The sequence below is a fragment of the Nocardia arizonensis genome, from assembly GCF_001310275.1.
GTDB lineage: Bacteria > Actinomycetota > Actinomycetes > Mycobacteriales > Mycobacteriaceae > Nocardia > Nocardia arizonensis.
Genome location: NZ_LGYZ01000001.1, coordinates 54,485 through 67,779 on the forward strand (window position 1 = coordinate 54,485; position 13,295 = coordinate 67,779).

The 13,295-nt window shown below is 68.9% G+C and carries 17 protein-coding genes; 10 read left to right on the forward strand and 7 right to left on the reverse strand.

Annotation, left to right across the window (positions count from 1 at the left end; translation table 11 throughout):
• Positions 1–65: 65 nt before the first annotated feature.
• The 3 genes from APZ21_RS00240 (at position 66) to APZ21_RS00250 (ending at position 2,101) form a co-directional block, all read left to right on the forward strand.
• Positions 66–668 carry a TetR/AcrR family transcriptional regulator gene (locus tag APZ21_RS00240; RefSeq protein WP_082392701.1) on the forward strand — a complete coding sequence of 201 codons (603 nt, stop codon included), beginning with the start codon at positions 66–68 and terminating at the stop codon, positions 666–668.
• 442 nt (positions 669–1,110) lie between these two features.
• The gene (locus APZ21_RS00245) at positions 1,111–1,542 is read left to right on the forward strand and encodes a hypothetical protein (RefSeq protein ID WP_054811163.1); all 432 of its coding nucleotides are present in this window, start codon (positions 1,111–1,113) and stop codon (positions 1,540–1,542) included.
• A 163-nt stretch (positions 1,543–1,705) separates the two neighbouring features.
• Positions 1,706–2,101: a PIN domain-containing protein gene (locus tag APZ21_RS00250; RefSeq protein ID WP_054811164.1), complete on the forward strand. Its 396-nt coding sequence runs from the start codon at positions 1,706–1,708 to the stop codon at positions 2,099–2,101.
• Between the two features lie 31 nt (positions 2,102–2,132).
• On the opposite strand, the gene APZ21_RS00255 is transcribed toward APZ21_RS00250, so the two are convergent.
• Positions 2,133–2,804, reverse strand: a complete 672-nt coding sequence (locus APZ21_RS00255) for a phosphate signaling complex PhoU family protein (protein WP_054811165.1) — start codon at positions 2,802–2,804, stop codon at positions 2,133–2,135.
• A 100-nt stretch (positions 2,805–2,904) separates the two neighbouring features.
• Between APZ21_RS00255 and APZ21_RS00260 the strand changes: the two genes are divergently transcribed.
• The gene (locus APZ21_RS00260) at positions 2,905–3,708 is read left to right on the forward strand and encodes a transglutaminase-like domain-containing protein (RefSeq protein WP_054811166.1); all 804 of its coding nucleotides are present in this window, start codon (positions 2,905–2,907) and stop codon (positions 3,706–3,708) included.
• Between the two features lie 19 nt (positions 3,709–3,727).
• Here APZ21_RS00260 and APZ21_RS00265 read toward each other — a convergent pair whose 3' ends face one another.
• Positions 3,728–4,099 carry a DUF4377 domain-containing protein gene (locus tag APZ21_RS00265; protein WP_162240286.1) on the reverse strand — a complete coding sequence of 124 codons (372 nt, stop codon included), beginning with the start codon at positions 4,097–4,099 and terminating at the stop codon, positions 3,728–3,730.
• A 384-nt stretch (positions 4,100–4,483) separates the two neighbouring features.
• On the opposite strand from APZ21_RS00265, the gene APZ21_RS00275 reads away from it, so the two are divergent.
• Both APZ21_RS00275 and APZ21_RS34920 read left to right on the forward strand, forming a co-directional pair.
• A complete protein-coding gene (locus APZ21_RS00275) occupies positions 4,484–4,909 on the forward strand; it encodes a hypothetical protein (RefSeq protein ID WP_156370502.1) in 426 nt (141 codons plus the stop codon).
• Positions 4,910–4,946: 37 nt separating this feature from the next.
• Entirely contained in the window at positions 4,947–5,594 is a 648-nt protein-coding gene (locus APZ21_RS34920) for a hypothetical protein (RefSeq protein WP_156370504.1), read from the forward strand.
• Between the two features lie 53 nt (positions 5,595–5,647).
• Here APZ21_RS34920 and APZ21_RS00285 read toward each other — a convergent pair whose 3' ends face one another.
• A complete protein-coding gene (locus APZ21_RS00285; protein WP_063125187.1) occupies positions 5,648–6,814 on the reverse strand; it encodes a cytochrome P450 in 1,167 nt (388 codons plus the stop codon).
• 410 nt (positions 6,815–7,224) lie between these two features.
• Here APZ21_RS00285 and APZ21_RS00290 point away from each other — a divergent pair, with 410 nt between their 5' ends.
• Positions 7,225–7,674 carry a hypothetical protein gene (locus tag APZ21_RS00290; RefSeq protein ID WP_054811172.1) on the forward strand — a complete coding sequence of 150 codons (450 nt, stop codon included), beginning with the start codon at positions 7,225–7,227 and terminating at the stop codon, positions 7,672–7,674.
• Between the two features lie 36 nt (positions 7,675–7,710).
• Positions 7,711–7,866 carry a DUF6131 family protein gene (locus tag APZ21_RS34925; protein ID WP_169812109.1) on the forward strand — a complete coding sequence of 52 codons (156 nt, stop codon included), beginning with the start codon at positions 7,711–7,713 and terminating at the stop codon, positions 7,864–7,866.
• 41 nt (positions 7,867–7,907) lie between these two features.
• Here the strand turns inward: APZ21_RS34925 and APZ21_RS00295 are convergent, their stop codons facing one another.
• From APZ21_RS00295 to APZ21_RS00305, 3 genes are all read right to left on the reverse strand, one after another.
• Positions 7,908–8,588 carry a phosphoribosyltransferase gene (locus APZ21_RS00295; RefSeq protein ID WP_054811173.1) on the reverse strand — a complete coding sequence of 227 codons (681 nt, stop codon included), beginning with the start codon at positions 8,586–8,588 and terminating at the stop codon, positions 7,908–7,910.
• 133 nt (positions 8,589–8,721) lie between these two features.
• The gene (locus APZ21_RS00300) at positions 8,722–9,435 is read right to left on the reverse strand and encodes a VIT1/CCC1 transporter family protein (protein ID WP_054811240.1); all 714 of its coding nucleotides are present in this window, start codon (positions 9,433–9,435) and stop codon (positions 8,722–8,724) included.
• Positions 9,436–9,491: 56 nt separating this feature from the next.
• Complete coding sequence (locus APZ21_RS00305; RefSeq protein ID WP_054811174.1) at positions 9,492–9,857, reverse strand: hypothetical protein; 366 nt, start codon at positions 9,855–9,857, stop codon at positions 9,492–9,494.
• A 120-nt stretch (positions 9,858–9,977) separates the two neighbouring features.
• Between APZ21_RS00305 and APZ21_RS00310 the strand changes: the two genes are divergently transcribed.
• Positions 9,978–10,712, forward strand: a complete 735-nt coding sequence (locus APZ21_RS00310; protein WP_156370509.1) for a hypothetical protein — start codon at positions 9,978–9,980, stop codon at positions 10,710–10,712.
• Here the strand turns inward: APZ21_RS00310 and APZ21_RS00315 are convergent.
• A complete protein-coding gene (locus APZ21_RS00315) occupies positions 10,709–11,716 on the reverse strand; it encodes an AraC family transcriptional regulator (protein WP_054811176.1) in 1,008 nt (335 codons plus the stop codon). The genes APZ21_RS00310 and APZ21_RS00315 overlap by 4 nt on opposite strands.
• 69 nt (positions 11,717–11,785) lie before the next feature.
• Here APZ21_RS00315 and APZ21_RS00320 point away from each other — a divergent pair, with 69 nt between their 5' ends.
• A complete protein-coding gene (locus APZ21_RS00320) occupies positions 11,786–13,294 on the forward strand; it encodes a flavin-containing monooxygenase (protein WP_054811177.1) in 1,509 nt (502 codons plus the stop codon).
• Position 13,295 lies beyond the last annotated feature (1 nt).

Here is a 13,295-nt window from a genome sequence, read left to right on the forward strand (position 1 = left end):
CGGAGAAGTCTCCGCTTGGTTCGCACGTTACCGGGGCCTCTCCGCTGAACAAGGAATGACACGGCATGAGTCCACGACAGACCCGCTCCGATGCCAAGCGCAATCGGGAACACCTGCTGGCTGTCGCACGCGACGCGCTCGCCGAGGACGCGGCGACCTCGATGAACGCCATCGCCAAGCGCGCGGGCGTTGGCAGCGGCACCCTCTACCGGCACTTCCCCAGCCGGGAGGCGCTGGTCATCGAGCTCTACCGCGCCGAGATCGCGGCGCTCGTCGACTTGGCCCCCCGCCTGCTCGAACAGCACGACGCCCTGACGGCGCTGCGCCGGTGGCTCGACGAGGTCCGTCGGTACGCCACGCTCGAATGCGGTGTGGCCGAAGTAGTGCACGCCGCCGTCGACAAGGGAGTCGAGGATCCGGCCTACGCGCCCTTCGTCGGCGCCGTCGACACGCTGCTGCGCGCGGGCGCCGCGGCGGGTGTCCTCAAGCCCGATCTCGATCCGGAGGATGTACTCCTGCAATTGAGTGTGCTGTGGCGCATCGATCCCGCCGTGGCCCCCGACCGTCCGGCCCGCGTCCTCGCCCTGGTCGTCGACGGCCTGCGGCGCTGTGAGCGCGTGCGCCCGATCGCGCCCGCGCGGGGGAATGTCGACAGCGCGCGGCTGTGAGAATCCGCGCACCGTTGGGGGCGGTTGTGGATGAACCCCGGTGCGCACCGCGTCGTGAACGGGGGTGACAATCCGGATAGCGAATCCCGAACATTTCGTCCGCTTTTATTTCGTGAAAGTCCTTGTGGGTCAACAGGAGGTCGACCCGTCGGTTCGGTTCGGGCCAGCGGGTGGGCGAATTACTCACTCTTAGCCCTTTGTTCGTGGGTTGAGGGCTGGTACGCGGGGGGTGGGGTGGCGCACGCTCGTAGGACACTCGGAAATGACGGGCAGGACCGCTCGGGTCGGGGCTCGGATGCGTGCGATCGCGTTCGGGTCCGGGCGGTTCGGCGCCGGGGCGCATTCGACTGATGCAGGGGAGACTGATGTTGTCGAAGGACAGCGGTCGCGGCTCGAGGGATCGGGAGTCGTAGTGGAACAGTGTGTTTCGCACTATCGAGCCGTGCGCAAGGGGGCGCTGCCGGACTGCTACGCGGTGCTGGCGGCATTCCGTGCCACCGACACCGACCGGCGGCACGGCCATTTCGTCCTGCGCTGCGCGTATATGCTGGCGCGGCTGCATCGAATCCGACTGGTGAGCAGCGGATCCGAGCGCGTCGACGCGCGGCGGGCCGAACTGATCGAGGCCATCGACCGGTGGATCGGGACGCATGTGCCCGCGCCGCCGCGAGTCTGTGTCCCCGGCGTGCGCCCGGGGATCGCGGTGGACGAATTGGCCTGCGCCTACGTGCGCGCCGAAGCGGTGCTCAACTCCGAGTACACGCGCGACGAACTCCATCACGCGTGGTCGCGGGTCGGCTATCTCGCGGCCCAGTGGTCGGATCTGGTCGCCGCGGTGGTCGACGGCCAACCGACTCCGCCGCGCGCGGTGTGACGCCGCGCCGCACCGTCACCGCGCCGTATTCGACTGTGGGCAAATAGATCACGGTGAAGGCGCGAGTCGGCGGTTCGGCGCGCCATCGCGAACGGCGATGACGACGACACGACCGGCGACCATTCGGCGCGCGTACGGCGGTGCGAGGGCGCACACTGTTGCGATGGCGACGCGTGCTGGACGACTGCTGGTGGTGGACGCCGCGAATGTCGTCGGCTCCCGCCCGGACGGCTGGTGGCACGATCGCGCCGGAGCGGCCCGGCGACTGCTCGACGACATGATCGAACTCGAGTTCCCGGACGAGGTCGTCGTGGTCCTGGAGGGTGCGGCCACCGTCGCCGCCGAGGACGCTCCGCGGCGCGTCGGAATGCGGGTGGTGGCCGCGCCCGGCTCGGGTGACGACGCGATCGTCGACGTGGTCGACGAGGCCGCGCGCTCGGGTGTCGGCCCCATCACGGTGGTCACCGCGGATCGGGGACTGCGGGCGCGCGTCGAGGAACTCGGCGCCGAGACGGTCGGCCCGCGGTGGCTGCTGGAGCGAATCGACGCGCGGCGGTGACGAGAGAGGCGGTGACGGGGAGCGGCGGTGATCAGCTGTCGGCGGGCGGTTCCTCGCGTTCCTGTGCGGTCGGCGGTACGCCGGTGTCGAGGAAGCGGATGAGCCGGTCGATTCGGTCGGTGTGATCGACGCAGCGTCGCAGGTGATCGCCGACCATCGCGAGATCGATGGCGGCGTCGGTGGACTGGGCCGGTTCGGCCTCGGCGAGCGCGGTGCGCAACTCGCGCTGGAGTCCGGCCGCCTCGCCCGCGGCAGGCCCGTGTTTGTCGATGTCGTATCCGCTCGCGACGGCCCGACCGGCGACGGCGGTGCGGTGGGCGGCGAGACGGCCCATGCCGGCGAGGATGTCGAGGATGGATCGCGGGCCGATGTGGTCGGGGTGGCTGCGGTAGATCCGGTCGGCGACCCGGCTGGACAGCGACCCGATATGGGACAGTTCGCTCGCGATCTGAATGGCTGTCACGACGTGACGCAGATCGCGAGCGACGGGGGCCTGTAGGGCGAGCAGCACCACGCCCCGTGCCTCGCAGGCGCCGAACATCATCTGTAGTTGTTCGTCGAGCGCGAATACCTCGTAGGTGGCCCTGAGGTCGGCGTCGACGAGGGCATCGACCACGCGCTCTCCGGCGTCGTGGGCGATTCGGCACATCAGCGTCAAATCATTCGTCAACGCGATGAGCTCGTGAGTGAACTGGGTCCGCACGCGCAAATTCTCTCCTATGCCGCCCGGGTCGAGAACACGAATCTCGTCCCGGATCGGAACGCGCAGGCAGGCAAGGCCGTATTCGGGCAGGATCGATGCCGTGAAGCGTGATGTCTCGGCGCACCTCGAGGTGGCGATCTCCGCACCGGCCACCCTCGAGTTCCAGATCGCCGTCGCCAGACAGCCGGGAATCGAGGTGAGCGAATCGCTGGTGTTCGACCTGGACGGAGTATGGCTCACGCCCCTCGAGATCGCCGGACCGCACGGCACCCGCATCCACCGATTCGACGCCGGACCGGGGACTCTGCGCGTGGACTACCGTGCGACGGTCTTCGGCGTCGCGCACGAGGATCCGGCCTCCGATTACGATCTCGCGCTGTACCGGCGGCCGAGTCGATATGCCGAATCCGATAGGTTCCATGTCTTCGCCGCCGCCGAATTCAGCGGTGGCGCATCGGAATACGAGCTCGCGGCGGAGGTGTCGGCCTGGGTGTCGCGGCGACTGCGATACGCCGTCGGCAGTAGCCGCCACACCGACGGCGCGGTGCAGACACTGCTGTCCGGCGCCGGGGTGTGCCGGGATTTCACGCATCTGACCGTGGCGTTGCTGCGGGCGGTGAAGGTGCCCGCCCGGGTGGTGGCGGCCTATGCCCCCGGATGCTGCCCGATGGATTTCCACGCGGTGGTCGAGGCGTATGTCGACGGTGGCTGGCGGGTGTTCGACGCCACCGGTCTGGCGCCGCGTTCGACCCTGGTCCGCATCGCGACCGGCCGCGATGCCTCCGACACCGCGTTCCTGGACAATCACGGCGGCGAGATATACGTGAACACCCTGTGGGTCAACGCCTTCGTGGAGGGACCGCTGCCCTACGACGACCGCTCGACCCCGGTGCGGCTCGGTTAGCGCTGCCCTCGGGCGGCGCTCAGTTCTCGGGCTGTTTGTCGAGCACCTCGACCAGCTTCCAGCGCACCGGCGCCGCGTCGGCGGGCGGATTCGGCACCGGAATCTCTTGCACCGTCAGGTGATAGCGAAATCCCGGCTGGAAGTCGAAACCCTCGATGGTGGCGTAGAACAACTCCCACGAGGCGTTGGGGGAACGGCGGATCTGGAGGCATTCGCGTGGGGCCACACCGACGCAGCGCATGGTCCGCGGCGCGACTTCGACGGGAAAGCTCACGGCGGCGTTCGCGGGTTCGGGTGCGGCGGCGGTGTTTTCGGAGTTCCGGGCGGAGCATCCGGCGAGTGCGGGGAGCAGAGCGCAGGCGGCGACCGCCCGTCGGAATCGCGAAGGCATTTCCTCGATCATACCGAACGAACCGGTGCGATCTTGATGTCCGATTTCTTGGGACGATGGTGTCGTGACCGTGTCCTGGCGCTCGGTCTCGGGCCGACCCGGATGGTGCTGTCGGCGATCACCGTCGTGGTCGGCGCGCTGACCGTGGTGCCCGGTCGCGCGGCCCCTGTCGCAGGGTGGTGTGTATCTGGCCCTTTCTCCGCCTTCGTCATCCTTGCGGCCCGTCCACAGGGCCTCTACCTGTGGAAATGCCGGTCGGCTCGGGGGTGGGCCGGTTCGGATCGTTGGCTAATGGTGATCTTCGAGGGGGTGGGATTCGGGTAGCCTCCGAAAAGATCGAGTCTTCTGACAGTAGGTATGCCGGAGCTGCGAAGGCGGTATTCGATGATGGAATCCGGCGGCGGGTCCCCTCCCGGGAACGGCGCGCCCGAGAACAGCACGCGAATCCTGGCCGCCGTGGCCGCGGTCGCCGCGCTGATCGCCGTCGTGGTCGCGGTCGGATCGGTGCTGCGCACCGACGATCAGGCCGATGGCGCTCCGGCCTCGACCGTGCCCGCCGCGCCGGTGTCGGCGCGCACGACCACGGTCCCCGGGCGGCCGACCGCGATTCCGCGGCCGACGCCGGTGCCCGCCTTCTCGGCGCCGAACACCTCGCCGTTGCCGACCCGGCCCGCTCACCGGGTGGGCGAGGACTGCATGACCGACGGCGTAACCGGTCGATGGGACGTGGTGACCGGCACCGGCTGGGTCTGTGTCCCGGTCGTCCCCAGCGCCGCGCCGTCGACGGTGCCGACTCAGGCAGGCCCCTGACTCCGTAGTTCCCTGCGAAGGTGAAGGCGGTGCGAAAGTGGAAACCGGTGCGACGACATCCGATGACGGTTCGCCCAGCGGTCGGGTCATGGCGGTGGCGATGACCGCGTGCACCTTCCTCGGTCTGGTGCTGGCCGTCGGTCTCATGCTGCGTACCGATCTCGGGTCGACGCGATCGCGGCCCGCGGCGGTGACCTCACCCACGAGCGTGGCGCTGCCCGCGCCGGTCTATCAGGTGGGCGGTGACTGTTCGGCCGGCGGCATCTCGGCGCAATGGGATCTGCGCGATGGTCAGTTGAACTGCGTACCGCGCGAGACGGTCCGGGATCTGCACCGGCCCGGCGAGGACTGCGCCCGCGACGGTGTCGCGGGCGCCTGGGAGTACCCCGACGGCCGCTGGATCTGCGCGCCGAAACAGGCCGCCGAGCCGGTGCCCGTGCCGCAGCCGCCGCAGGCGCAGGCGCCGGAACAGGCGCCCGAGCCGACGCGGGAGTACATGCCGCCGTCGAATGAGACCTATACCTACGTGCCGCCGCCCGCGTCGGTCTATGAGCCGACCGAGCAGGTCCAGGCACCCGAGCCTGCGCCGGAACCGGCGCCCGCGCCGGTTCCGGCGCCCGTGCCGCCGCCGCTGCCGTTCCTGCCTCCGCTCCCGCCGCTGCCGTTCCTGCCGCCGGGAGCCTGAGCGCGAGGCAATTCGGTGGACGCGACTGCGATGGCCCGCCTCCCGCGGGGGAGTCAGTCCAGGTGGACCGGCAGGGTGAGCGGACCGCGATGCCGGAATCCGGAGCGCCACCGAATATCTCGCTCCGAGACCGTCAGCGTGGTGGCGGGCCAGCGGGTGAAGACGTGGTCGAGTGTGCTCGCGGTCACCGTGCGGACCAATGCCGCGCCGAGGCAGGCGTGCACGCCGTGACCCAGACCGAGCTGGCGGTTGCGTGTGCGGGTCAGATCGAGTTTGCCCGGACCGTCCACCTGATCGGGATCGCGATTGGCCGCGGCCAGGCACAGCAGCACGGTGTCGCCGCATCCGATGTCGTAGCGGCCGATGGTCATGTCCTCGGTCGCGAAGCGCGGACCCGCGAGCACCTGTGGCGAGATATAGCGCAACAGTTCATCGACCATCGGCAGTTTGTTCGCGCCCCGGCGCAGCACTCGGATCTGATCGGGCCGGGTCAGCAGGGTCAGGATCGAGCCCGCGACCAGATCGGTGAGCACCTCGTACCAGACGAACAGCAGGTAGAACAGCAGGCCGGTGAGTTCGTCGGCGGTCAGTTCGGCCGCGCGTCGCGCGGCGACCAGTCCGGCGATCACGGTGTCGGAGTCGCGGGCCGCGCTGTCCTGGATCGCGAGGACGACCTCGCTCATGGTGGCGAGGGTGTCGCGGGCGCGGGTGTGGGTCGCGGTGGCGGGCAGGGTGGATTCGGCCCAGTCCAGCAGCGCCTCGCGTTCGGGGCCGCGCAGTCCGAGCAGTTCGCCGAGAACCGCGGCGGGCAGCGGAACGGCAAGGCGCTGCACCAGATCCGCGGTGTCCTCGGATTCCAGGTTCTTGGCGAGGGTTTCGATCAGATCAGGGATGCGGCGGGTCAGGTCGGTGAGCCTGCGCGGGGACAGTTCCGTGGTGACCACCGCGCGCATGCGGGCGTGATCGGCGGGCGCGCAGACCAGCAGCGCGTCCAGGGGCGGCGGCACCGTGAAGCCGCGATAGTCGCGCGGGCCCGCCAGCCGGGTGTCGGTGCTCAGGCGCGGATCGAGCAGTCCGGCCCGCACGTCGGCGTATCGGGTGATCAGCCACGCGGGTGGGCCGTCCGGGGTCCTGACACGGTGTACACCGCCCTGCCGGCGCAACCGATCGAGTACCGGCCACGGGTTCGCCGCGAAGGCCGCATCGAAGATCTCGAGCACCTGTGCACCCCCATTCACTTTGTCCGGCAATGAGTCTCGGTCCCGACCGACAGTGTTCCGTGCGCACCAACCTACCCGCCGCGTCGTCGTCTCGCCGCACGACGCACAGACCGTTCGGTATCTTCGAGTGGCGGTGCGCCCGGTAGCGTTTCGATTGCGCCGATTCCGAAGCCGGGCCGAGGGCGCGGGGCGCGGGATATGCGGGCGGGCGGGCAACCTCGCGCGATTCGGAACGAGATCATGGCCGTAGCGCGGGCAGCGAGCGCGAATGCCCGCGGACGTGCCGGGCCGGGTCTGTCCGCGCCCGTATCGGGCCATGCCGCCGAATTCGCGAAAACTCGGCTGTTTGGGTCCGGGAGAGCGGGGAATCTCGGTTCGCGTAATACAACTACGGCACAACGGGATCAGCCATGATCATACTCCTCGGACTATTGGTCCTGATCGCTGCGGTGGTCGTCGGGGTTGCCGGAGTCGCGGCAAATTCCGGCGAAGTACGCACCGACACCAGCGATTTCGGGGTCTTCGACTACCATTTCTCGGCTTCGGCCGGTGAATTGTTTCTCTACGGTATGGCGGTGGGCGCCATCGGAATGCTCGGGCTGAGCCTGCTGCTCATGGGCGTGCGGCAGTCCTCGCGACGCAACAGCGCGACCCGGCGGGAGTTGCGCAAGACCCGCAAGGAAGCCGCCGCCGCCCGCCGTGACACCGCCGCGCCGGACCCCGCGCGGTCCGAGAAGCCGATCCCGACCACCGAGGCGAAGCCGGCGGCGGATCAGAAGCCGGTGTGGAGTGTCAATCGCTTCCTGCCGAAGGCCGCCGCACCGGGCTCGCGTCCCAAGACGGACGTGTCCGCGAAATAACGATCGATCCCGATCGTCACCCCAAAGGATGGAATCATGATTGTTCTCGGACTCATTCTGCTGCTCGTCGGCTGGTTGGTCGGAATCCCATTGCTCACCACCGCAGGCATCGTGGTACTGCTCGTCGGCGCGGTCCTGGCGATCGCGGGTTCCGCGGGCCGCCCGGTCGGCGGACGGCGGCACTATTACTGACCCCGCCGCACAAGACCTCGAAAACCGCACCCCCGGTCGGATCATCCGACCGGGGGTGCGGCGAGTCCGGCGGCGCTGCGGTCGTCCGCGGCGCGATCGAGTAGGTCGACGATTCCCCGATCGGTCACGTCATCGAATTCCTTATACCAGTGGGCTATCGAATGGAACAGCTCCGGTGTCTCCAGGCACACGACATTGTCCACGTGCGCGGCCAGCACCCGAATGGCCCGCGGCGAGCCGACCGGTACGGCAAGCAGCACCCGCCTCGCGCCCTGGGCCCGCGCCATCGCGCACGCCGCCCGCGCCGAGGCGCCGGTGGCGACGCCGTCGTCGACGACGATCGCGGTCGCGCCCGCCAGTGGAACCGGCGCATGCGTGGCGCGATAGCGAAGCGCGCTGCGGGACAGGTCATGTCGGACCTCGGTCTCCACCCGCACCCGCTCGGCGCCGGAGACGAATGCCCGGCCCGCGGCCTCGTCGTCGATGATCCGCACCCCGTTCTCGCCGATGGCGCCGAAGGACAGCCGCGGCTGGAAGGGAACCGGAAGTTTGCGCACCACAGCGACATCGAGCGGAGCCCGCAGGGCGGTGGCGATCTCGTAGGCCACCGGGACTCCGCCGCGTGCCACGCCGACCACGACGACATCGTCGTCGGGGAATCGGAATCCCCGCAGCCGCCCGATCAATCGGCGACCGGCATCGCGGCGATCGTGGAAAGGCATGTCGGTCCTCCTCGCTCGAGTACCGGGGGGAATCGGAGTCACACCGTCGGGACCCGTCGAGGATTCGTACTTTACGCCCCTCGAACCCGGAAACGCACTGTCGCATCCGAATGATGACGTATGCACGTAGGCGTCATATTCCCGCCACATCGGCGATATGGCCGATGCCGTAGGTGACGGCCATCGCCAGCGCGCCGCCGGCTACCACCCGCAGCACCGCCCGGCCGCGCCTGCTACCGCCGAGACGGGCGCTGAGCGATCCGGTCAGCGCGAGCGCGACCAGCACCGCGGCGAAGGTCACCGGGATGCGCGCGGGCACCGGCGGTACCAGGATCGCCACCAGTGGCAGCAGCGCGCCGACGGTGAAGGCGACCGCCGAGGAGAAGGCGGCCTGCCACGGATTGGTCAGCGCGCGCGGGTCCAATCCCAGTTCCGCCTCGGCGTGGGCGGTGAAGGCGTCGTGCGCGGTGAGTTCCTCGGCGACCTTGCGGGCGGTCTCGGGCGAGAGACCCTTGGCGTGGTAGATGCCCGCGAGTTCCTCCAGTTCGAAGTCGGGTTCCTCGCGCAGTTCCCGGCGTTCCTTGGCCAGCAACGCGCGCTCGGAATCGCGCTGGGTGCTAACCGAGACGTATTCGCCCACCGCCATGGAGATGGCGCCCGCTGTCAATCCGGCTATACCGGCGGTGAAGATCTCGGTGGTCCCGGTTGTGGCCGCCGCCACACCGACGACCAGACCGGCCGTCGACACGATGCCGTCGTTGGCGCCGAGCACGCCCGCGCGCAACCAGTTGAGCCGGGAGGCGAAACCATCGCCGTGTGGTTCGTGCGGGTGGGGCTGATCGGGCATCGGGACGGTCGAATCCACCATGTGCCGAACCCTAGCCGCCCACGCCGTGGTCGGTTTCAGTACCTGCGTCGTGTCGGGACCGGATGCGGCAGCAACCTGCGATGGATCACCTGTAGGACCAGCAGCAGAAGTACCGACAACGCGCAGGTGGTGTAATCGCCGAATACGATTGCGAGCACTGCGAACCCGCCGAACAGCGGGATCTCGAGCAGGGCGCACCACGCCAGGATTCGCAGCCGGGTGGCATTGGTGTCCAGCCAGCGCACCCCGTCATCGATGATCTCCCCCGCCGTGATCGAACACACCAGGCCGTCGCCGACCTGGACGAACCGGTGCACGGCCTCGTCGCGGGTCAACTCGCCGAGCCAGGCCCGATCGATCAGCCGCTTGCCCTCTTCGGCAACCTCTCTGACCGTGTCCATGCGATCCCTTCCCGATATTCGGTCGTGAAGTCTATGACGCGCTCGCGGGCGTTCCTAGGGGCGATCGCGTGCCCGCGACGGGTGTCCGGTGCGGATTCGGCCGCCGTCACCGATTGCGGCATGCTGTCGGACATGATCGATCTGCTCGGCAGGGGCACGCGAGGTGTGATGGTGGTCGTGGCGGGCGCTGTGCTCGTCGCCGGATGCGGTGCCGACGGCGATTCCGCGGGCGGCGGGAACTCCGCGCCGGTCACCACGGCGCGTGAGCGATTGCTGCTCACCGCACAGGAATTCCCCGCGGGAACGGAGAAGGTCGACGTGCCGCAGGACCGCCTCCAGGCCGCCGCCGCCGACCTCGCCGGCGGCCTGCAGTCGGCCACCTTCGACCCGCCGGAATGCGCGAGCACCCAGCAGGATCTCAGCGACGCCACCAAGGATCTGCTCGCCCAGGCCGCGGTGTCGGCCGTGTCCGACGAGCGCACCGGCGTCATGTACACCGAATTCATCGCGGGGCGCGCCGGTGATACGAAGCGCATCGTCGCGGGCAATAACGCCTGTCCCGAGGTCGTGCTCACCTCGACCATCGAAGGCCGCCGGATCACCACCCGGTCCAAGGTCCAAAACCTCAGCGCGCCCGCGGAATTGAACGGCGTCGACGCGATCGTCTATCGCTCGACCACGGTGTCCGCGGTCGGCGAGGGCAAACCGCTGACCTCCACCGCCTTCATGGGCATCGCCGTGCTCCGCGGGGTCACGGTGGCGGTGCGGTCGAGCACCCTGCGCGACGGCGCGGACGAGACGGTGTTCACCAAGGTCTTCACCGACGCGGTCGACAAGGTGCGCGAGGCCGCCTAGCGGATCGCGCCGCGGCGCAGCGCGGTCGGGGTCGAACCCCACCAGCGGCGCGCGCAGCGGGTGAAGGTGGCCTGTTCGGACAGGCCGATGAGCGAGGCGATCTGACTCATCGGCATATCGGTGGTGGTCAGATAGCGGCGGGCCTCATGGCGGCGCACATCGTCGAGTATCGCGGCGAAGGTGGTGCCCTCGGCGGCCAGACGGCGCTGCACGGTACGCGGGTGCATGGCCAGAAGCGCTGCCACCACGCCGATTTCGGGCGGTGTCGTACCGAGCAGACGCTGCACGGTGGCGCGGATCTGCGGTACCAGGGAGGCGTCGGCGGTATCGGTCTGCTCGGCGAGAAAGGCCATCGCGAGACGGTGCAGATTCTCGTCCCCGCCCGACAGCGGCCTGTTGCCCAGATTGCTCGGCACCCGGAGCATGGCCGCGGGCCGGTCGACGCGCACCGGCGCGTCGAAGAACCGCTCGTAGGCCGCGACCGGCGCGGGCGGGCGGTAGGGCAGTTCCACCGACCGCAGCCCGTAGCGGTCCTCGACCAGCCGCTGGATCGCCCGGTGCACGAATCCGAGGCCGAGGTCGGTGCCCTGCACCGGACTCGGCCTACCCGGCGCGACACCGTAGCGCAGACCGATCACCCCGCGGTCGCCGTACGGGTCGGGTTCCATCGTCAGCCGCAGTGCGCGGGCGTGCACGAACAGGTAGCGCTCGGTGCATTCCAGCACGTCGGCCAGCGTGGGGGAGTTGCGGATGGCCAGCGCGAGCGGGCCGAGCATGTCGAGGTCCTGCCGGTAGGCGATGCGCAGTCCGAGATCGGGCCGCCCGAGCCGGTGCGCCGCCAGTTCCAGTACGGCGGCCACCGACTCGTCGGGTATCAGCAGATCGTCGGTGTCGAGCGCCGCGGGCGGCAGTCCGATGATCCGGGCGAGTTCCTCGGCGTCGCCGCCGAGTTCCGCCACGGTCGCGCGGAAGCCGCGCAGTCCCGCGGAACGAATCATCGACATGTCGCCCAGAATCAAATACTTGTCGCGTTAAGTCAAGTGAGACGGCGCTGAGCGCAGCACACTGGAGTCATGACCGAGACGGACATTGTTGCCGAGCACATTGATGTCGTGATCGTCGGCGCGGGACTTTCCGGAATCGGGGCCGCCTACCGGTTGCAGACCGAATGTCCGGGCAAGAGCTACGCGATCCTCGAGGCGCGCGACGCACTCGGCGGCACCTGGGATTTGTTCCGCTACCCGGGGATTCGCTCCGATTCCGACATGTTCACCCTCGGTTATCCGTTCAAGCCGTGGCGCGATGCCAAGTCCATCGCCGACGGACCCTCGATTCTGCGCTATGTCACCGAGACCGCGACAGAATCCGGCATCGACCGCCATATCCGGTACGGCATGAAGGTGCTCTCGGCCGACTGGTCGAGCGAACGGGCGCTCTGGACGCTGAGCATCGAGCGCCGCGACGGCGCGGGCGCGACCGAGCGCACCACGCTGACCTGCAACTTCCTCTACGCCTGCGCGGGTTACTACAACTACGATCACGGTCACGCTCCCGAATTCCCCGGTGTCGAAGATTTCCAGGGGCGGGTGGTGCATCCGCAGTTCTGGCCCGACGACCTCGACTACGCGGGCAAGCGAGTGGTGGTCATCGGCAGCGGCGCGACCGCGGTAACCCTGGTCCCGGCGATGGCCGAACAGGCCGAATCGGTGACCATGTTGCAGCGAAGTCCGACCTGGATCAGCGCTGTCCCCGGCCGCGACAAGCAGGCCGACAAGATCCGTGAACTGCTGCCGCCGAAACTGGCGCACCGGATCATCCGCACCAAGAACATCCTGTTCGGCATCGGCTTCTACCAGTACTGCCGCCGCCGTCCCGAAGCCGCGCGCAAACTGCTCACCGGGTTCGCCACCCGCATACTCAAGGACGAGAAGCTCGTCGCCGAACATTTCACCCCGAGCTATGACCCGTGGGATCAGCGGTTGTGCGCGGCGCCGGACGCGGATTTCTTCAGGGCGATGAAGAAAGGCAAGGCCGAGGTGGTCACCGACCGCATCGAAACCTTCGTGCCCGAGGGCATCCGGTGCGAGTCCGGGCGCGTGCTGCCCGCCGACATCGTGATCACCGCGACCGGACTGCGACTGCTGGCCTTCGGCGGCATCACCCCGCACGTGGACGGTGTCCCGGTCGAGCTGTCCGAACAGTTCGTGTGGCAGGGCGCCATGCTCACCGGTATCCCCAATTTCGCCGTATGCATCGGCTACACCAATGCCTCGTGGACCCTGCGCGCCGATCTCACCTCGCGCCTGGTCTGCAAGGTGCTGCGGTACATGGACCGCAACGACTACGCCGCGGTGGTGCCGCGTCCGCGCGGACCGCTGGACGAACGTCCGCTGCTCGACTTGGCCTCTGGCTATATCCAGCGCTCCATCGGCGAGTTTCCGCGCCAGGGCGATCGGCACCCGTGGAAGGTGCGCCAGAACTACGTGCTGGATTCGGCGACCACACTGCGCACCGACCTGTCCAAGACGCTCGTGCCCACCCCGCGCGCCGAGGTCGGCCGACCCGCCGCGGCGGTGCGCTGAC